The sequence below is a fragment of the Streptomyces sp. NPDC091649 genome, from assembly GCF_044756785.1.
Classification (GTDB): Bacteria; Actinomycetota; Actinomycetes; order Streptomycetales; family Streptomycetaceae; genus Streptomyces.
This window is the reverse complement of record NZ_JBIVTR010000020.1, coordinates 12,736-31,055: the sequence shown is the minus strand read 5'-3', so window position 1 is coordinate 31,055 and position 18,320 is coordinate 12,736. Positions and strand designations below refer to the sequence as shown.

The following is an 18,320-nucleotide window of genomic DNA, read 5'->3' as shown; positions in this document are numbered from 1 at the left end:
GAAAGTGAAGCTTCAGCGCAAGAACCGGCTTCGTGCCACCGCGCTCGGTGCCCTCGCCGTCTCCGGCGCCCTGGTCCTCACGGCGTGCGGTTCGGACGACAACAGCGACGGCGGAACGGCCGGGGCCGGCGAGAAGACGACCGCCGCCTCGAACGTCGACTGCGGCAAGGCCAAGGGCCAGCTGCGCGCCTCCGGCTCCAGCGCCCAGAAGAACGCCATGGACCTCTGGGTCAAGAACTACATGGCCGCCTGTGAGGGCGTGGAGATCAACTACAACTCCTCCTCCTCCGGTGAGGGCATCGTCGCCTTCAACCAGGGCACCGTCGGCTTCGCCGGCTCCGACTCGGCGCTGAAGCCCGAAGAGGTCGCCGAGTCGAAGAAGATGTGCAAGACCGGCCAGGGCATCAGCCTCCCGATGGTCGGCGGCCCGGTCGCGATCGGCTACCACCTGGAGGGCGTCGACAGCCTCACGCTGGACGCCCCGACCCTCGCGAAGATCTTCGACAGCAAGATCAAGAAGTGGAACGACCCGGCGATCGCCAAGCTGAACGACGGCGTCGAGCTGCCGGACAAGGCGATCCAGGCGTTCCACCGCTCCGAGGACTCCGGCACCACGCAGAACCTCGGCAAGTACCTCGGCGCCGCCGCTCCGAACGAGTGGAAGTACGAGGCCGAGAAGAAGTGGCCGGCCCCCGGTGGCCAGGCCGCCTCCGGCTCCTCCGGTGTCGCCGCACAGGTCGCCCAGGTCGACGGCGCGATCGGCTACTTCGAGCTCTCCTACGCCAAGTCCAAGAGCATCACCACGGTGGACATCAACACCGGTGGCGCCACCCCGGCGAAGGCCACCTCGGAGAACGCCTCGAAGGCCATCGCCGCCGCCAAGATCAAGGGCACCGGCAAGGACCTGGCGCTGGAGCTCGACTACACCACCAAGGCCGAGGGCGCCTACCCGCTCGTCCTGGTGACGTACGAGATCGTCTGCGACAGCGGCAACAAGCCCGAGACCCTCGACACGGTCAAGTCCTTCCTCTCCTACACCGCCTCCGACGACGGCCAGAAGATCCTCACCGACGCCGGCTACGCCCCGATCCCGGCCGAGATCAACACCAAGGTCCGCGAGACCATCGGCTCCCTCTCGTAACACCCCGGGGCGGCCGGGCCCACCCGGCCCGGCCGCCCCGCCGGCCTCGCGCCACCGACGCCACGCGTCACCGGCGGGCCGGCCCGGCGCACCCCTCCGGACCGGCCCTCCACCCGCCCACTCTCCATCCGGTGCACCGCCGCCAGGGGAGCACACCGCTCCCCCACACAGACCGGAAAGACCATGGCTTCCACCACACCGATAGAAACGCCACCGGCGCCGCCAACCCCGCGGCCCAGCCCCCGGTCCACCGGGCGCATGGGCGACAAAGTCTTCCTGGGCCTCTCGCGAGGCTCGGGCATCCTGCTGCTGGTGATCATGGCGTCGATCGCCGTGTTCCTCACCTACCGCTCGGTCATCGCGATCTCGAAGAACGAGGGAAACTTCCTCACCACCTTCGACTGGAACCCGGCAGGCGACCCGCCGGTCTTCGGCATCGCGGTCCTGCTCTTCGGCACCGTCGTCAGCTCGATCATCGCGATGGTCATCGCGGTTCCGATCGCTGTCGGCATCGCCCTGTTCATCTCGCACTACGCGCCGCGCAAGCTGGCCGCGCCCATCGCGTACGTGGTGGACCTGCTGGCCGCCGTACCGAGCATCGTCTACGGCATCTGGGGGGCCCTCGTCCTGGTGCCGCACCTGGAGGGCCTCAACCTCTGGCTCGACCAGTTCTTCAGCTGGACGTACGTCTTCGACAAGACCGCGATCGGCGTCCCCCGGTCGCTCTTCACCGTCGGCATCCTGCTCGCGATCATGATCCTGCCGATCGTGACCAGCGTCAGCCGCGAGGTCTTCCTCCAGGTCCCGAAGATGAACGAGGAAGCCGCGCTCGCCCTCGGCGCCACGCGCTGGGAGGTCATCCGGCTCTCGGTGCTGCCCTTCGGCCGCTCCGGCATCATCTCCGCCTCGATGCTGGGCCTGGGCCGGGCGCTCGGTGAGACGATGGCCGTGGCCACGGTCCTCTCCCCGAGCTTCCTCATCTCGCTGCACGTGCTCAACCACGGCGGCGGGACGTTCGCCCAGAACATCGCGGCCAAGTTCGGCGAGGCCGACGCGTTCGGACGCGACGCGCTGATCGCCTCCGGTCTCGTCCTCTTCGTCCTCACCCTGCTGGTCAACGGCGCGGCCCGGCTCATCATCGCCCGCCGCAAGGAGTACTCGGGGGCCAACGCATGAGCAACGCACCCACCGGCGTCATCGAGCGCCCGACGCCCGCACCGCCCGCCCCCAAGAGCAGCCTCGGCAGCCGCTCCCTGCCGCGTCTGGCGCCGCTCGGCTTCGCCGTCGTGTCGGTCGCTCTCGGCATCGGCATCCCGTTGGCCGCCGGCTGGCACAGCCGCGTCCAGTGGGGCATGCTGTCGGCCCTGTTCTTCCTGGCCATCTCGTACGCGGCGACCACGATCGTCGAGAACCAGCGCCAGGCCAGGGACCGCCTCGCCACCAGTGTGATGTGGGTCTGCTTCCTGGCCGCCGTCATCCCGCTGGCCTCGCTGCTGTGGACGACGGTCTCCCGCGGCGCCGAGCGCCTGGACGGCTACTTCCTCACCCACTCGATGGCCGGCGTGCTCGGCTACGAGGCCAGCGGCGGCGTCTACCACGCGCTGATCGGCACCCTGGAGCAGGTCGGCATCGCCACGGTGATCTCCGCCCCGCTCGGCCTGCTGACCGCCGTGTACCTCGTCGAGTACGGCAAGGGCTCGCTCGCCAAGGCCGTCACGTTCTTCGTCGACGTGATGACGGGCATCCCCTCCATCGTGGCCGGTCTCTTCATCCTGTCGATCATGCTGATGGCGAACCTGGAGCCGTCCGGGCTGATGGGCGCGCTGGCCCTGACGATCCTGATGATCCCCGTCGTGGTCCGCTCGACCGAGGAGATGCTCAAGCTCGTCCCCAACGAGCTGCGCGAAGCCTCCCTCGCGCTCGGCATCCCGAAGTGGCGCACCATCCTGAAGGTGGTCCTGCCCACCGCGATCGGCGGCATCACCACGGGCGTCATGCTCGCGATCGCCCGTATCGCCGGTGAGACCGCGCCGATCATCCTGCTCGTCTTCGGCAGCCAGCTGATCAACACGAACCCCTTCGAAGGCGCCCAGTCCTCACTGCCGTTCTACATCTACGAGCAGTACAAGATCGGCGAGGTCGCCTCCTACGACCGCGCCTGGGCCGCCGCCCTCGTGCTGATCGCCTTCGTCATGATCCTGAATCTGGTGGCCCGCGGCATCGCCCGCTGGAAGGCCCCGAAGACCGGTCGCTGACGCGGCCACAGCGACCCCCCGAAAGAAGCAGTGATTCCCATGGCCAAGCGCATCGACATCAGCGGCCTCACCGCCTACTACGGCAGCCACAAGGCCATCGAGGACATCTCGATGACCGTGGAGCCCCGCTCCGTGACCGCCTTCATCGGCCCCTCCGGCTGCGGCAAGTCCACCTTCCTGCGCACCCTGAACCGGATGCACGAGGTGACCCCCGGCGGCCGTGTCGAGGGCAAGGTGCTGCTGGACGACGAGAACCTCTACGACGCCGGCGTCGACCCGGTCACCGTGCGCCGCACGGTCGGCATGGTCTTCCAGCGCCCCAACCCCTTCCCCACCATGTCGATCTTCGACAACGTGGCGGCGGGCCTGCGGCTGAACGGCAACTACCGCAAGAGCGAGCTGAACGACGTCGTGGAGAAGTCCCTGCGCGGCGCGAACCTCTGGAACGAGGTCAAGGACCGTCTCAACAAGCCCGGCTCCGGGCTTTCCGGCGGTCAGCAGCAGCGCCTGTGCATCGCCCGCGCCATCGCGGTCGAGCCGCAGGTCCTGCTGATGGACGAGCCGTGCTCGGCGCTCGACCCGATCTCGACGCTCGCCATCGAGGACCTGATCGGCGAGCTGAAGGAGCGCTTCACGATCGTCATCGTGACGCACAACATGCAGCAGGCGGCCCGTGTCTCCGACCGCACCGCGTTCTTCAACCTCGCGGCGGTCGGCAAGCCGGGCCGGCTCATCGAGATAGACGAGACGGAGCGGATCTTCTCCAACCCGTCGGTCCAGGCCACGGAGGACTACATCTCCGGCCGCTTCGGCTGAGCCCGGCCGCTCCGCCCCACAGACGGCCTTGCGGTGCTGCATGGCGGTGCCACCACAAGGCGAAAGGGTCCGCCCCCGTTCAGTTACGAGAACGGGGGCGGACCCACACGTGTCACCACGCGCCCTGGGCTCAGCCGAAGAGGAGGAGCACCGCCCCGTAGCTCAGCGCGGCGACCAGAGCCGCGGCCGGCATGGTGATGAACCAGCCCAGGATGATGTTCTTGGCGACACCCCAGCGCACCGCGTTCACCCGCTTCGTGGCGCCGACGCCCATGATCGCGGAGGTGATGACGTGCGTCGTCGAGATCGGCGCGTGGAACAGGAACGCCGAACCGAACATGATCGAGGCGCCGGTCGTCTCCGCCGCGAAGCCCTGCGGCGGGTCCAGCTCGATGATCTTGCGGCCGAGGGTACGCATGATGCGCCAGCCGCCCGCGTACGTGCCCAGCGAGAGCATCAGCGCACAGGCGATCTTGACCCAGACCGGGATCTCGTCGTTGGGGCCCTCGATGTCCGCGATGACCAGGGCCATCACGACGATGCCCATCGTCTTCTGCGCGTCCTGGAGGCCGTGGCCGAGCGCCATGCCCGCCGCCGAGACCGTCTGTGCGATCCGGAAGCCGCGCTTGGCCTTGTGCGGGTTGGCGTTCCGGAAGATCCACATGATGCCGACCATCACCAGATAGCCGACGAGCAGGCCGACGAAGGGGGAGATGAACATCGGGATGACGATCTTCTCCAGCACGCCGGACCAGATGACGTCCGTCCCGCCGGCCAGCGCCGCCCCGACCATGCCGCCGAACAAGGCGTGCGAGGACGAGGAGGGAAGGCCGTAGTACCAGGTGATGAGGTTCCAGATGATCGCGCCGACCAGCGCCGCGAACAGGATCCCCATCCCCTTCTGCCCGACGGGCGTGGCGATGAGGCCCTCGCTGACGGTCTTGGCGACCCCCTGGCCCAGGAAGGCGCCGGCGAGGTTCATCACCGCCGCCATCGCCAGAGCCGCACGCGGGGTCAGCGCCCGGGTGGAGACCGAGGTGGCGATGGCGTTCGCGGAGTCGTGGAAGCCGTTCGTATACGTGAAGCCGAGCGCGACACCGATGGTCACGATCAGCGCAAAGGTGTCCACGAGGTTCAGGACTCCTTGACCGCGATGGTCTCCACGGTGTTCGCGACGTGCTCGAACGCGTCAGCCGCCTCTTCCAGCACGTCCACGATCTGCTTGAGCTTCAGCACCTCCATGGCGTCGTACTTGCCGTTGAAGAGCTGGGCCAGCAGCTTGCGGTGGACCTGATCGGCCTGGTTCTCCAGGCGGTTGATCTCGATCCAGTACTCGGTGAGGTTGTCCATGGTCCGCAGTCCCGGCATGGCCTCGGCGGTCAGTTCCGCCGCCCGGGCCAGCACCTCGATCTGCTGCTCGACACCCTTGGGGAGCTCCTGGACCTGGTAGAGGACGACCAGGTCGACGGCCTCCTCCATGAAGTCCATGATGTCGTCGAGCGAGGACGCCAGCTTGTAGATGTCCTCGCGGTCGAACGGCGTGATGAAGGAGGAGTTCAGCTGGTGGAAGATCGCGTGGGTGGCGTCGTCCCCCGCGTGCTCCGCTGCCCGCATACGCTCCGCGATCTCGACTCGGGAGGCAGAATCCGCCCCGAGCAGTTCCATCAGGAGCTTCGAGCCCGTGACAATGTTGTCCGCGGACGCGGAAAACATGTCGTAGAAGCTCGTCTCCCTGGGGGTCAGACGAAAGCGCACGTGGGGTCCTCGGGGTGCTTTGAGTTCGGTCAGGCTGATGCTAGGCGCATCATCCGGCCACGGCTAACCGGCGTTCTTCAGTGTCGCCCATCGAGCACGGCGTTCAGCACGGACCCCCGGTCACGTTTCGGCAGGATTCGTTACGATATACCGGCCAGGGGTATAAGCACGGCAAGGGTGACGAGGCGGGCCCGGGCAGCGGAAGCGTCCGGCGCCACCCCCCGGCACGACCGCACGGCCGCAGGGCAGCAGGGCAGCAGGGCGGGACCGCATCACCCGCAGGACCGCGGGGCCGCGGGGCACACACGGGCAGCAACGGGAGGACAGGGATGACCACGACCGGGACCACAGGGGCGGAATCGGCGGGCGTGGCGGCCCCGGACACGGAGACGGCCGCCCCGGCGGACATCGTCACCGACCACGACCGCGGCATTCACGGCTACCACCACCAGAAGGACGAACACCTCAAGCGGCTGCGCCGGATCGAGGGCCAGATCCGCGGCCTCCAGCGCATGGTCGACGAGGACGTCTACTGCATCGACATACTCACCCAGGTATCGGCGTCCACCAAGGCTCTCCAGTCCTTCGCCCTCCAGCTGCTGGAGGAGCACCTGCGCCACTGTGTCGCAGACGCGGCCGTCAAGGGCGGCGAGGAGATCGACGCGAAGGTCGAGGAGGCCACGAAGGCCATCGCCCGCCTGCTCCGCACCTGAGGCGTGGCCCCGTCAGCAGCAGTGGCGGTGCGGACGTCGCGGGCGTCACCCCCGGCGAGCGGCCTGCCGGGGGACCGTCGCCCAGGACGCCGCGCCCCGCACGTCGAGCACCTCGTCGATGCGGTCGGCGCTGAGGCGTTCCCCGACCGCCGCCGACGCGGCGATCATCAGTTCGCCGCACAGCTCGATCTCGGCGAGGGCCACACAGTCCTGAGCGTTCGGAGCGCTGAGCGTCACCACCTGCGCCACCTCTCTCTGCCGTCTCCCGGGGCTGTCACCGGCCCCCGGCACACCGGCTTCCCAGCCTAGGGAGCCCGACAGGCGCCGCGCATGGCACGGACGGACCATTTGCGCCCCCTCCCAACCGGCCCCACCGACCGGCCCGTTCCGGCCGCGCCCCTTTTCCGGAGGCCACGGCCACCCGCCCGGTGCCGCCGCGGACCGGCGCGACACCCCCGCCACGCGCCCCCGCGCCCACCTCCGCCATCGGCGTCCGACGCCCCCGACGCTCACCCCTGCCGGATCGCGCCGGTGTAGATGGCGTCCTCGTCCGGCAACGTCACCGTGACCGGCAGCCCGAACCCGTACAGCAGCAGCGTCGAGACCACCGACACCTCCGGGCCCTCGGAGGAGAAGGTGAAACGGTGCCGGACCTTCCGCAGCCGGCCGTCCTCGTCCAGGTACGCGTCGAACGGGACGGCGTCCACGCTGAACCCTTTCGCCGCCGCGCCGAGCGCCCCGCGCGACTGCGGCGATGCGGCCCGGGCCGCCCGGCCCAGATCCGCGACGCCCCGGTAGTGATGCACGGTCACCCCGGCCAGCTCGGACTTCCCCGCATACGTCACATCGGCGGCGCCGCGCAGCAGTTCGGCCGCCGCCATCGGATCGGTGACCCCGCCGGTGACGAGGTTGCCGTCCTTCAGCGTGGTCGTGTCGATCCTGACCCACTTGTCGTCGGGCACCCCGGCACCGCGGTTCTTCATGTACAGCGCTCCCGGAGCCAGTAGCTCGGTGATCGGCCGATGGCCGTCCCCACCCGCCGCCTCCTCGGGCAGCACCACCTTGATCCGCCCCGTCTGCGTCCGGAAGTCGTAGGCGCCCTGCCCCCGGATCGTCACCCGCGTCCCGCCGGCCGCCGTCTCCATCGACGTACGGGTCTCCGCGCCGCCCGCCTCCACGAGGGCGTCCGCCGCCCGGCCGAGCACGTCGAGCGGGCGATCGGCGGCCACGGAGCGCCGCGCGGAACCATCGGTCGCGCCGCGCCCCTCGTCCCCGCCGAAGCACCCGGCGGCGACCGCGATCACTCCGGCCACAGCGAAGGCGCGGACAGCGCGGACCCCGCCTCCGTCCCTGTACTGCTGCACCACCATCGCCTGCCAACCCCCAACGACTACCGCCCGGCCGAGCCCACGCCCGCCCCGCATAACGACCGCCGCCGCCCCCCGTCACGCCGTCCCGGCGCGCCCCGCCCCCGGAACGTCGGCCGACGCGGCCACGGCCCCACCCGGATGGCGGGCTCCTCTGCGTCCGCGCCTTCGATCCGGGTGCACCCCCTCGCGATCCGGGGCGCTCCCCCCGCTCACCGGCTTCCGGTACGCGGCCCCCCGTTCGCGGGCCGCGGCCAGTACCGTGGTCGGGTGCATGAGGATCGCCGCGCCCCGGCCCGCACCACCGCCCCGCGCCCCCACGTCGAAGCCGCTCCCGCTCCCTCAGCGACACCCGTCGTGGTGCCCGCCCCGGCCCGCACCCTGGCCGCGCACCCGCCCGCCTTCGCGCCACCGCCCCCTCCCGGCTCGCCGGCCGGGCACAGTGCCACCACGATCGAGCGCGGCTCGTTCTGCCTGGCCCGCTGCACCTGCGGCTGGTCGGGACCGGCGCGCAGGTCCCGGGACCGGGCCCGTACCGACGCCGCCGAGCACCTCGCCACCCCCTGACCCGGCCCGCCGGACACCTCGACATCCCCTGACCCGGCCCGCCGGGCGGCTCGTATCGCATCCGGCCGCCGGCCTGCCCGCTCGGGGCGGTCGGCGCCAGTGGGGAACGGCAGCCGACCGTCAACGGCCGAGGGCGCCCCTGAAGGTGACGACCGCTGCCCCGGGCAGGGGGGCCGCGGGCGGCCGACAGCGACGCGCAAGCCGCGCGGAGCGCCCGCTCAGCACGTTGCCCCAGGCACTCGGAGCACCTGGGGCAACGGGAGGAACAGGGAGGAACAGGGAGGAACAGGGAGGACCGTCGATCAGCCGGGGGGGGGAAGACAAGACCGGCCAGGTGGCACCGGCCGGGCGGCCGGGAAAGACCGGCCGGACGAGCCGAAGTCCGTCAGGCGGCCAGATCCTTCTGCTCCGGGTCACCCCGCCCCGAGCCGGGCCGCGGCTCGGGAATGCCCACCGCCTCACCCTGCTCGTCCGCGTACACGACGGCCGGGCTCTGCGACCGGACGAACCAGCCGACCCGCGGTGAACGGGCGACCGCCGCCATCAGCGGCGTCAGCAGGGCCATGGCGAGCGGGGCCAGCAGCAGGGCGACGGCCGTGCCGAGTGCGAAGCCGCCGATCACGTCGGTCGGGTAGTGGACGCCCATGTAGATCCGGCTGAAGCCGGCGAAGAGAGCCAGGCCGATCGCGACGAAGCCGAACTTCCGGTTCGCCACGAAGATGCCGACGGCGATGCCCATCGCCAGGGTGGAGTGGTCGCTGACGAACGAGAAGTCCGTCTTGCCGTGGATCAGGACCTCAAGGCCGTCGTGGTCGTTGAACGGACGCGGCCGTTCGACGAAGCCGCGGATCGGGATGTTGACGAGGATCGCGATGGCGGCGGAGAGCGGCGCCCACACGATGGCGGCCGCGGCCGTCACCGAGTCCTCGGCCGTCCCGCGCTTGCGCAGGCTCCACCAGCACCACAGGCCCACCAGGACCAAGCCGAACATGATCCCGTACTCGCCGACGAACTCCATGACCCGGTCGAACCAGGTCGGAGCCGCCTTCGCGAGCCCGTTGATGTCGTAGAGCAGACTGACGTCCGGGTTCGACCCGTCGAGTTCGAGTCCAGCCATCTGCTGCGGCCCCTTGCCTTGTCTGCTTCTTCTGCTGCGACGCGCGTCCTTGCCCGCCGCCGTGGTCGAACCCCCGTGTCCGGTGCGATCCGCTACCGCACTGCACCGCATCACTGCGACGCATGGTCAGTGCGCATGTCGTTCCCGTCCCTCGTCCAGGGAACGGCCCGGCCGTCGTGTGCGTTCCACTCTCCACCGAATGATCACCATGACGTTATCGAAGAGTGACTCGTCGTCGCAGCTCAGGGCCCAGGCTTCACGGAGAGTTCCGGCTGCGGCCGACTGCCCGTCAGCACCCTTCGCCGTTCCGGAAGCCCCGGACGGGTCGTCCGTACGGTAGCCGCCGCCCGTGGCCCCCGGGACCGCCCGCGAGCCACCCGCGGAGGCACCGCGAGGCACCGGAGGGGCGAGAGAGGGGCGAGAGAGACGTCCGGGAGACATCCATCACCCTGTGGGCAGATCCGTCGGAAGCGCCGCGGCGCCGTCCTTGGTGACCCGCGTCGCACCGAAGTAGTCCGGCGTATCGATCTTGTCGAACCGGATGACCGCCCCGGTGTACGGCGCGTTGATCATATAGCCGCCGCCGACGTACAACCCGACGTGCCGGATCGTGCGCGAATTGGTCAGGTCGTCGGAGAAGAACACCAGGTCCCCCGGCAGCAGCTCGTCCCGCGAGGGATGCGGACCCGCGTTGTACTGGTCATTGGCGACGCGCGGCAGCTCGATGCCGACGGTCCGGTACGCGGCCTGCGTCAGCCCCGAACAGTCGAACCGCCCCTGCTGCTCCGGCGTCCCGTTGCCGCCCCACAGATACGGGGTGCCGAGCTTGTTCTGTGCGAAGTGGATGGCCGCGGCGGCCTGCTGGGAGGGCGCAACACGGCCGACGGGCCGGGCGAAGCTCTTCTCCAGCGAACGGATGATCTTGACGTAGTTCTGCGTCTCCTTGTACGGCGGAACTCCGCCGTACCTGATCACCGCGTCGGGGCCCGCGTTGTACGCGGCCAGCATGTTGCTCGTCGGGTCGCCCGGCACCGACTTCACGTACCCGGCGAGCGCACAGTCGTACGAGGCAGCCGAGGGGATGGCGTCGGCCGGGTCCCAGACGTCCCGCTTCCCGTCGTTGTTGCCGTCGATCCCGTGCGTGGCCCACGTCCCCGGGATGAACTGGGCGATGCCCTGCGCGGCGGCATGGCTCTGGGCCGTCGGGTTCCAGCCGCTCTCCTGGTACAACTGCGCGGCGAGCAGGGCGGGGTTGATGGAAGGGCAGAGATTGCCCCACTTCTGCACCAGCGGCTGGAAACGCGCCGGGACCGCGCCCTTGGCCAGCGCCACGGCACCGCCGCGCCCCGCCCCGGCCAGCCCGGCGGCGGCCGAGTAGGTGCCGACGACGAGCAGCGCCAGGAAGCACATGACCATGCCGACGCCGATGCCACCGAACACCCAGAATTTCCGCACCCCTCAACCATCCCTCATCGGGGCGCGCTTCAGTGGTGTTTTCGACGGTGTGTACGAGTCATCCGCGGCACACCACCGGCGCACCCGAAGCACACGGGGGCGCCGTGGGCTCACCGTTCACAGGACTGACGCCGCCTCAGCCGTCCGCCGCCGACCAGAAGTCGGAGCGGACGTTGGGGCGGGGCAGCGGATAGACGTCCTCGTACGCGGGCCCGTTCGGCTCGGAGGCGGGGGCGGCGACCTCCGACTCCCGCACACACGGACTGTCGGCCTCCAGGAACGCCTGCCCCTCGCCGCGGAAGGAGACACTGACGCCGAATCCGTTCCTGGTGACCGCGTAGACGGCCGGGAACTTCTCGTCCTTGTTGGCCGCCTTGATCCGGTAGTCGTTCTTCCGCCAGAAGGTCTCCGCCCGGTCCAGGAACGTCTGCCGGCGTTCGGCGGAGACGATGGTCATGACGGTCCGCCGCCGGGTCACCCCGCAGGCGCGGGTGGTCGTCGGCCCGTGCGCCCACCGCACCTCGGGGTCGATGGCCTCCAGGACGGCGTCCAGCATCGCGTCGGACCGCTCCGCGGCCTCCTGCATGTCCATCCCGCTCCCCGCCTTCTCCCCGGCCCCCTCCCCCGCTGCCTCTCTCGTCCCCTTCTCCGCCGCCTTCTCCGCCTCCTTCACCGCCTCCTTCGCCGTCGCGTCTCCCGTCCCCTTCTCCGCTCCGGTGTCGCGACCGCTTCCCGCCCCGGTGTGTACGCCGTCGTCGCGTGCGCTCTCGCTCCCGCACCCCGACAGCGGGACCCCCAGGATCAGGGCCACCGCGACGAGGGGCAGGGCCCGCTTCGCTCGCCTCACTTCGGTTCCTCCATCTTGAGCCGGCCGGCGTTGCCAGACACGATCAGGGCGATGCTGTCCGCGGACACGGCGTCGCGTTCCGGGCTGAAGTAGTTCGAGTGCGAGTCCAGACTGACACCGCTCCCGCTGACGAGCGGCGGACCGTCGGCCACCGGAAAGCGCCGCGCCCCGAACGCCTCGCTCGCCGGATCCTTCCCGAACCACAGGTCGTCGTCACCCGGATCGGCCAGGTCGCCGGCGAAGTAGGCCCCGCCCGGCCCGCCCGCGATGAGTCCGATCCCGCCCACGACGGCCTGGGTCTTCGAGGGAAGCTTGGTCACCGGGTCGTTGGCGGCGGCACCCACGAAGACGTGCTCGCTGCCCACGCCGAGGTCCACGGCGTGGTCGACGCCGACCCCCGGACTGCCGACGAGAATGATGTCGTCGACGCCGGGAATCCCCCCGGGCCGGGCCGCCGCGGCGCCCACGGTGCGGGACCCGTAGGAGTGGCCGATGGCCGTCATGTGCGGGTCCTCGTGCCTGTTCGTCACGGAGATCCCGCCCATGAAGTCGCGGTAGGCCGCCCCGCCCTTCTCGGCACGCCCCGTTCCCATGACGGCGAAGTAGCCCGCGACCCCGTCCCTGTCCGGCAACTGCGGCGCGTCGTAGCCGAGCCAGACGATGGACGCCGTGGAGGCGTCGTACCCCTGCGCCCCGATCGCTGTGTCCCGGGCCCGCCCGATGTCGTTCTTGGCGAACTCCTCGTCGAGCGCGGTGTTGAGCCCCGGTACGTACGCGGAGACGTGCTGGGAGGCGTCGGGATCGCCGAACGAGACGATCGCGCGCCCGTTGCCCTCGTCGCCGATGCCGATCAGGAACATGGGCGGCTTCCCGTCCTCCTTGAGCTGCCGCTCGATCTCCCGCAACCCGGCCGACTGGTCGCGGGCCCTGTCCGTGTCGACCCCCTCCAGCCTGTCGATCAGCGCCGGGAGATTCCTGCGGTTGGCGGCGTCGCGCGCGACGACCGGGATGCCGTCCAGATTGCCGACCCGCTCCGGGACCAGCTCGATGTACCGTTCGCGCTCCTCCGGCGACAGCCCGTCCCACCACGCCTTGCGCTGGGCTGGCGTGGCGTTCTGCGGGATCCGCTCACTCAGGTGCGCGCGCTCGGCCTCCCGCACCTCGGCGTCTACCCGCGCCCCGGAGCCGGGCAGCGCCAGCCCGGCGCCCGCGCCGCCGACGGCCTTGTTCCAGTCCCAGGCCGCGCCGATGTAGTCGCCCCGCGCCCACTTCTCGCCCGCGCCTCGGGAGTCCCGCCCCCACTGGTCGACGACGCGCCGCCCGCTATCGCCCGGCCGCAGGACCGCGTCGACGACCCCCTGGACGTCACCCCTCAGCCCGCCCCCGAGAAACCCGTCGAAGAATCCGCCGCCGTGGGGGCCCGCGGGTCTACCCGCGTCGACCGGCACGATCACGCCGCCCGGCGGGAAGGCGCCTTCGCCTTGGGGGGTGGGGGCGTCCCCTTGGGGGGTGGGGGCGCCGGGGGTGCCGGAGGCGCTGCCCGTGGTACCGGTGCCGGAGGTGCTGCCCGTGGTGCCGGTGCCGGAGGAGCCGGTGCTTCCCGTCGCGCCGCCGGTGGGCTCGGTGGTCGCGGATCCTCCCGTGTCCCCGCTGGTACCGCTGGTACCGGTGCTGCCGGTGCTGCCGGTGCTGCCGGTGCTGCCGGTGCTGCCGGTAGGGCTGGACGCGTCACCGCTGCCATCGGTGCTTCCGCCCCCCGCCACGACGTCATGACCGGGGGCCGGGCACGAGGTGGCCGTCAGTTCGCAGATCGCGCTACGGATCTCCGCGGTGAGCTGCCTGCCGGTTCCGGTGGCCATCAGCCCACCGACAAGAGCGACGACCACCAGGACGAGCCCCAGGTACTCCAGCGCGGTCTGCCCGCCGTCGCCGCGCGGTCTCATCATCCGCGCGAAGCTGAACAGCCGTCGCTCGGCCCGTTGCTCCAGAACGCTCCGGAACCATCGGCGGCTCTCCGGCCGGCACAGCAGCACGATGACGGCCACCGGCATCACCAACCGCGCGACGCCTTGGCCCCCGGCTCCGCCGTCCAGCTCCGCGAGGGCGCCTATGCCGAGCCACGCCTGAACGACGAGAAGGCCGTACCAGACCCGGACGCCGCCACGACGAACGTAGAGCGACAGCACGAAGGCACCGACACCGGGTAACGACGCGTAGAGCAATAACCCGAAGAGGTAACCATCGACCGCGTCCACCGAGGACGCGGTCGACAGGGCCCTGAGCACGCCCACCAGGGTGGCGACGAAGAGAACGTGAAGGAGGACCAGTGCCGCCTGCAACGGCCGAGGCATCGACCGCCCACCCGGACCGGCGACGGCAGCGCTTACATCGAGGCAGACAGGAACCGCGCTTCTTCGTATGCCGGACAAGTGCTGTCCCCTACCTCGTGAGTGGGCGGAGCGCGCGACCGGTCAGTCACTCCGCGTATGCGACCACACGGGCGGGGGGCCCGACATGGGCCCCAGGGCCCAATGGAGGGCTCAAACTCCGTGAGGGGAAGACGAGTTGGGCCCGCTTGCCCCAATCACGACCCGCTTGCCGCCACCGATGGGGCACCTGCCGACCAGAAGTCGGAGTGGATGTTGGGTCGCGGGATGAGCTGCGCTCCCGGATCAAGGAACGCGGTAGCCGGGCTGGTGCTGTCGGCGACCTCGGATCGACGAACGCAGGGGCTGTCCACAGTGAAGTGCGCCTGCCCTTTGTCTGCAACGGTCAGACTGACTTGGAAACCATCCTCCGTCTTTACGTAGATAGCGGGGGCATCGACGTGACTATTAACGGACGTCACGCGATGACCACTTTTCTTCCAGAACCGATCCACTACGCCAAGGAAACTTCCCCTTCGCTCAGCGGAGACGACCGTCATGACCGTGCGTCTGCGAGTAACCGTGCAATTCCCAGTCGTTGTTGGACCGTGCACCCAATGCACACTCGGCTTGATCTCAGCGAAAACCCCGTCAAGCATCCCATCAGCGCGCTCAGCAGCATCCTGCATATCCATGCTTTCACCACGGTGCCCCGTACATCCAGCCACTAAGGCCCCTACAAGGAGGGCCATAAACAAAAATTGAAACCTGAGCATCAACGCGGCTCTTCCCTTTGAATCATATGCCCGCGCCCTGCAGCAATCAGCGCCATATTTTCGACCGACGTCCTGTCGATTTCCGGATCAAAGTACTCCGAATGGGCGTCGACCGTGATTTTCCCCTTCCCGACCAAGGGCGGCCCGTCCCCCACCTCGAAGCGACGGGCTCCAAACGCCTCACTGGCAGGATCTTTACCGAACCAGAGATCATCATCATTACGGTCGACCAGGTCGCCGAACACGTACGCCGCGGCCGGTCCACCGAACAGCATCTCGGCAGCCCCGACAGCAGACTCGCCCTTCGATGGCAGTTTGGTCACCACATCATTGGCGGCCGCCCCGACGAACACATGATCCCGCCCCACCCCCAAGTCGTCGGCACTGTCGACACCGACCCCGGGGCTTCCCACGAAGACGATGTCGTCGACACCTGGAATTCCACCTTGCTGCGTGGCAGCACCTACCGTACGCGAACCGTAGGAGTGGCCAATAGCCGTCATATGCGGATCCTTGTTCTCATTGACAGTCTCCATTCCGTTCATGAATTCGCGGAAAGCCTGCCCACCTTCATCCGCACTGCCACCCGCAGCAACTGAAAGAGTACCGAGCCCGTCCGGCGACTGCGGAGCATCGTAGCCAAGCCACGTGATAGCGGCAGCGGGTTCCCCGTACTGGTTCGCAGCGATGGACAGATCACGTGCCCGCTTCAGATCACCCACAGCGAACTCCTCATCCAACGACGTGTTCAACCCCGGAACATAAGCCGCCACATTCCGCGCCGTATCCGGATTGCCGTACGAGACGATCGCCCGGCCATTGCCCTGATCGCCGATTCCCAGCAGGTACATGGGCGGTTCCCCCACCTTCGGTACCGTCCGCAGCTGCCGGTCGATCTCCCGGAGAGCGGCGAGCTTGGTAGCCGAATCCTCGTCGCCCCGCCCCTCCAGTTTCCCCATCAGCAGCTGGAGGTTGTCCCGGTTCGCCGCGTCCCGTACGAGGGCCGGAAGCCCGTCCAGGTTGCCGATCCGGTCCGGGTACACCGCGAGGTACTCCTCGCGCTGTTCGTCCGTCAGGCCCGCCCACCACTTCTTGCGCTCCGCCGGGCTCGCGTCGTGCGGGATCGCGTCCTTCAGGTAGCTGCCCGCCGCCTGCCGCACCGCCGCGGCATCAGCCGCGGCGTCGGTCCACGTGGCCGCCGGGACGTCCAGGCCCTCCTGGGCCTTCAGCGACCGCAGGATCCTGGTGTACCGCCAGTCCGCGTCGGCCGCCGTCCGTACGGCCTGGGCCACCCTGTCCGCGATGTCCTGGGCCTTGCCGGCGTTCGGGTTGGGGGCGACGAGCCCGGACGGAGTGACCATGCCGGGGTTCGGAATCCCGGAGGCCGTCCCGCCCGCCAACGGCTTCCCGTCGACCAACCCCTCGCCCGCTGCCGGGTACGTCACCGAACCGTCCGCGTGGACCGTGAACTTCAGCGCCGCCGCGTCGTCCAGGGCCCCCTGCAAGACCCGCTGCTGGGTCTTGATCTCGTGGGCCAGGCTGTTCAGCGTGGTCCGCAGCAGTCCGCACTCGGTGTAGATGTACTGGAAGTTCATCCCCAGCCGACGCAACCGCCCGACGGCCGCGCCCACCGCCTCCCCCTTCTGCGTATCGCGCAGACCGGGCAGGAGCTGGCCCTCGATACGGTCCCGGGCCGCATCGGCACGGTTGCTCACCCGGCCCCAGCCGTCCGCGGCCTCCTCCAGCTCGGCGCACCTCACCTCGCGTAACGCGGCCCACGTCAGCGCGGAACCGGCCCCGCCTCCCGGCCCGCTCACCACGTGCCGCCACCGGCCGGCGTCTTCACCCGGTCGAAGCCGCTCCTCACCGCCTCGTTGACCTGCGACTGTCCCCGTACAACCGCCCGCAGTTTCCCGGCGAGGCTTCCGCACTCGCCGCGCGCCTTCTCGATCCGCCGCTCCCACGAGGTCCGTACGGCACTCAGTTCGGCCAGCGCGGAGAGCGATCCGGCACCCGACGTCACCCCTTGGTGCGCCACCGCCAGTTCGCCCTTCACCGGACCCAGGTGCGTGACCAGCTGGTCGGCCCCACCGGCAGCCCGCAGCCACGGGCCGCCGCTGTGCCGCAGGTCACCGCCCTCGCCCGCCCCCGTCGCTCCGGCCGGTGCCCCCAGCCGCCCCCGGCCGTCGTTCGGCTGCCCGGCCACGGTTACTCCGCCCACAACGCTCACCCCGTTCTCTTGATCGTGGAGCCGCACTGTGCCAAATCCCCGGTGCGCGACGTGCCGTCCGTCAATCGGCTGGGCGCGGGCTCCGTACGCACCCGGCCCCGTGGTTCCCGGCCGTGCGGAGCGGGAACGTCGTCCCGGTCGCACCCCGCGGTTCACCCGAACGAAGGGGAGCCGGTCCCGAGCCCCCACCGGCACAGGTCCCTCGTCGCCCCCGCACGCCACCTGGGGCCGAGACGCCCTCCGCCGTGCGGCGGAGGTCCGGGTCCTGACCTCGTCCCCCGGAACAGAGCGCTCGGGAGCGGAGGCTGACGCCCGGCCACATGTCCGCCGCCACGATGGAACGCATGCGCTCTCCGAAGGAACAGCCGACCGCCCTCAGCCCCGTGTTCCCTTCCCCCGCCCCGCTCCCGCCGCCGCGGTGGGCGGTCCGCGCCGCTCGGCTGGTCCCGCTGATCGTGCTGCCGACCGGGCTGTGGCGGCTGGCGATGGTGTGCGGGCTCCCGTCGGGGTACACCGCGGAGGGCTTCGTACCGTTCGACACTCCCGGTGCCAAGCTGTGGATGCTGATGCTGAGCGTCGTGTGCGAGCTGCTCGCCCTGTTGACCCTCGGCCTGGTGCGGCCGTGGGGGGAGACCACGCCCCGCTGGATACCCGTCATCGGCGGCCGTACCGTGCGCCCCCTGGCCGCCGTCGTGCCGGCAGCCGTCGGGGCACTCGCGCTGACGGCGATCTGGGCCACCATGCCGTGGTGGTGGGCGTCCCCCCACCCGGACATGACGCCCCTCGGCAGCCTTCTGGTCGGCGTCATCTACCAGCCGCTCGTCCTGTGGGGGCCGCTTCTCGGGGCGGTCACCGTCTCCTACTACCGGCGCACCCGGACGCCCCGGCCTCCCACGGACCGCTGACTCTCCGGGA

The 18,320-nt window shown here is 70.0% G+C and carries 17 protein-coding genes; 7 read left to right on the top strand and 10 right to left on the bottom strand.

The features are described from left to right. The first annotated feature begins 4 nt into the window (after nt 1-4). The 4 genes from pstS to pstB all read left to right on the top strand — a co-directional run bounded on the left by pstS (nt 5) and on the right by pstB (nt 4,212). On the top strand, nt 5-1,141 hold the full coding sequence (gene pstS, locus ACIQMU_RS26930) for a phosphate ABC transporter substrate-binding protein PstS (protein WP_352243511.1): 1,137 nt from the start codon (nt 5-7) through the stop codon (nt 1,139-1,141). Between the two features lie 183 nt (nt 1,142-1,324). After that, the gene (gene pstC / locus ACIQMU_RS26925) at nt 1,325-2,317 is read left to right on the top strand and encodes a phosphate ABC transporter permease subunit PstC (protein WP_352243510.1); all 993 of its coding nucleotides are present in this window, start codon (nt 1,325-1,327) and stop codon (nt 2,315-2,317) included. Further along, nucleotides 2,314-3,396, top strand: coding sequence for a phosphate ABC transporter permease PstA (gene pstA / locus ACIQMU_RS26920; protein ID WP_352243509.1), 1,083 nt, complete (start codon nt 2,314-2,316; stop codon nt 3,394-3,396). The genes pstC and pstA overlap by 4 nt, the downstream gene beginning before the upstream one ends. Nucleotides 3,397-3,435: 39 nt before the next feature. Continuing rightward, nucleotides 3,436-4,212 carry a phosphate ABC transporter ATP-binding protein PstB gene (gene pstB / locus ACIQMU_RS26915; RefSeq protein ID WP_352243508.1) on the top strand — a complete coding sequence of 259 codons (777 nt, stop codon included), beginning with the start codon at nt 3,436-3,438 and terminating at the stop codon, nt 4,210-4,212. A gap of 130 nt (nt 4,213-4,342) precedes the next feature. On the opposite strand, the gene ACIQMU_RS26910 is transcribed toward pstB, so the two are convergent. Then, on the bottom strand, nt 4,343-5,341 hold the full coding sequence (locus ACIQMU_RS26910) for an inorganic phosphate transporter (RefSeq protein ID WP_352243507.1): 999 nt from the start codon (nt 5,339-5,341) through the stop codon (nt 4,343-4,345). A 5-nt stretch (nt 5,342-5,346) separates the two neighbouring features. Beyond that, nucleotides 5,347-5,967: a DUF47 family protein gene (locus ACIQMU_RS26905; protein ID WP_352243506.1), complete on the bottom strand. Its 621-nt coding sequence runs from the start codon at nt 5,965-5,967 to the stop codon at nt 5,347-5,349. Nucleotides 5,968-6,296: 329 nt separating this feature from the next. Between ACIQMU_RS26905 and ACIQMU_RS26900 the strand changes: the two genes are divergently transcribed. Continuing rightward, complete coding sequence (locus ACIQMU_RS26900; RefSeq protein WP_402689890.1) at nt 6,297-6,680, top strand: metal-sensitive transcriptional regulator; 384 nt, start codon at nt 6,297-6,299, stop codon at nt 6,678-6,680. Nucleotides 6,681-6,725: 45 nt separating this feature from the next. Here the strand turns inward: ACIQMU_RS26900 and ACIQMU_RS26895 are convergent, their stop codons facing one another. Together ACIQMU_RS26895 and ACIQMU_RS26890 are read right to left on the bottom strand one after the other, a co-directional pair. Then, complete coding sequence (locus ACIQMU_RS26895; protein WP_352243504.1) at nt 6,726-6,929, bottom strand: hypothetical protein; 204 nt, start codon at nt 6,927-6,929, stop codon at nt 6,726-6,728. Between the two features lie 260 nt (nt 6,930-7,189). Then, nucleotides 7,190-8,050 (bottom strand): hypothetical protein, encoded by an 861-nt coding sequence (locus ACIQMU_RS26890; RefSeq protein WP_352243503.1) that lies wholly within the window; start codon nt 8,048-8,050, stop codon nt 7,190-7,192. Between the two features lie 378 nt (nt 8,051-8,428). On the opposite strand from ACIQMU_RS26890, the gene ACIQMU_RS26885 reads away from it, so the two are divergent. Continuing rightward, nucleotides 8,429-8,614 (top strand): hypothetical protein, encoded by a 186-nt coding sequence (locus ACIQMU_RS26885; RefSeq protein WP_352243557.1) that lies wholly within the window; start codon nt 8,429-8,431, stop codon nt 8,612-8,614. A gap of 385 nt (nt 8,615-8,999) precedes the next feature. Here the strand turns inward: ACIQMU_RS26885 and ACIQMU_RS26880 are convergent, their stop codons facing one another. From ACIQMU_RS26880 to ACIQMU_RS26855, 6 genes are all read right to left on the bottom strand, one after another. Then, nucleotides 9,000-9,731: a phosphatase PAP2 family protein gene (locus tag ACIQMU_RS26880; protein WP_352243502.1), complete on the bottom strand. Its 732-nt coding sequence runs from the start codon at nt 9,729-9,731 to the stop codon at nt 9,000-9,002. Nucleotides 9,732-10,175: 444 nt separating this feature from the next. Beyond that, nucleotides 10,176-11,171 carry a bifunctional lytic transglycosylase/C40 family peptidase gene (locus ACIQMU_RS26875; protein ID WP_352243556.1) on the bottom strand — a complete coding sequence of 332 codons (996 nt, stop codon included), beginning with the start codon at nt 11,169-11,171 and terminating at the stop codon, nt 10,176-10,178. 151 nt (nt 11,172-11,322) lie between these two features. Then, complete coding sequence (locus tag ACIQMU_RS26870) at nt 11,323-12,033, bottom strand: hypothetical protein (RefSeq protein WP_402689889.1); 711 nt, start codon at nt 12,031-12,033, stop codon at nt 11,323-11,325. Beyond that, nucleotides 12,030-14,384, bottom strand: coding sequence for an alpha/beta hydrolase (locus ACIQMU_RS26865; protein ID WP_402689888.1), 2,355 nt, complete (start codon nt 14,382-14,384; stop codon nt 12,030-12,032). The genes ACIQMU_RS26870 and ACIQMU_RS26865 overlap by 4 nt, the downstream gene beginning before the upstream one ends. A 790-nt stretch (nt 14,385-15,174) precedes the next feature. Continuing rightward, the gene (locus ACIQMU_RS26860; RefSeq protein WP_402689917.1) at nt 15,175-16,992 is read right to left on the bottom strand and encodes an alpha/beta hydrolase; all 1,818 of its coding nucleotides are present in this window, start codon (nt 16,990-16,992) and stop codon (nt 15,175-15,177) included. Further along, entirely contained in the window at nt 16,989-17,405 is a 417-nt protein-coding gene (locus ACIQMU_RS26855; protein ID WP_402689887.1) for a hypothetical protein, read from the bottom strand. Before ACIQMU_RS26855 ends, ACIQMU_RS26860 begins: the two co-directional genes overlap by 4 nt. 344 nt (nt 17,406-17,749) lie before the next feature. Here ACIQMU_RS26855 and ACIQMU_RS26850 point away from each other — a divergent pair, with 344 nt between their 5' ends. Continuing rightward, nucleotides 17,750-18,310, top strand: a complete 561-nt coding sequence (locus tag ACIQMU_RS26850; protein ID WP_402689886.1) for a hypothetical protein — start codon at nt 17,750-17,752, stop codon at nt 18,308-18,310. Nucleotides 18,311-18,320 lie beyond the last annotated feature (10 nt).

What these genes read in the sequence shown, in the direction of transcription:
- pstC (WP_352243510.1), top strand. Translation starts at nt 1,325, where the DNA reads ATGGCTTCCACCACACCGATAGAAACGCCACCGGCGCCGCCAACCCCG.
- pstA (WP_352243509.1), top strand. Translation starts at nt 2,314, where the DNA reads ATGAGCAACGCACCCACCGGCGTCATCGAGCGCCCGACGCCCGCACCG.
- pstB (WP_352243508.1), top strand. Translation starts at nt 3,436, where the DNA reads ATGGCCAAGCGCATCGACATCAGCGGCCTCACCGCCTACTACGGCAGC.
- ACIQMU_RS26900 (WP_402689890.1), top strand. Translation starts at nt 6,297, where the DNA reads ATGACCACGACCGGGACCACAGGGGCGGAATCGGCGGGCGTGGCGGCC.
- ACIQMU_RS26890 (WP_352243503.1), bottom strand. Translation starts at nt 8,050, where the DNA reads ATGGTGGTGCAGCAGTACAGGGACGGAGGCGGGGTCCGCGCTGTCCGC.
- ACIQMU_RS26880 (WP_352243502.1), bottom strand. Translation starts at nt 9,731, where the DNA reads ATGGCTGGACTCGAACTCGACGGGTCGAACCCGGACGTCAGTCTGCTC.
- ACIQMU_RS26865 (WP_402689888.1), bottom strand. Translation starts at nt 14,384, where the DNA reads ATGCCTCGGCCGTTGCAGGCGGCACTGGTCCTCCTTCACGTTCTCTTC.
- ACIQMU_RS26850 (WP_402689886.1), top strand. Translation starts at nt 17,750, where the DNA reads ATGCGCTCTCCGAAGGAACAGCCGACCGCCCTCAGCCCCGTGTTCCCT.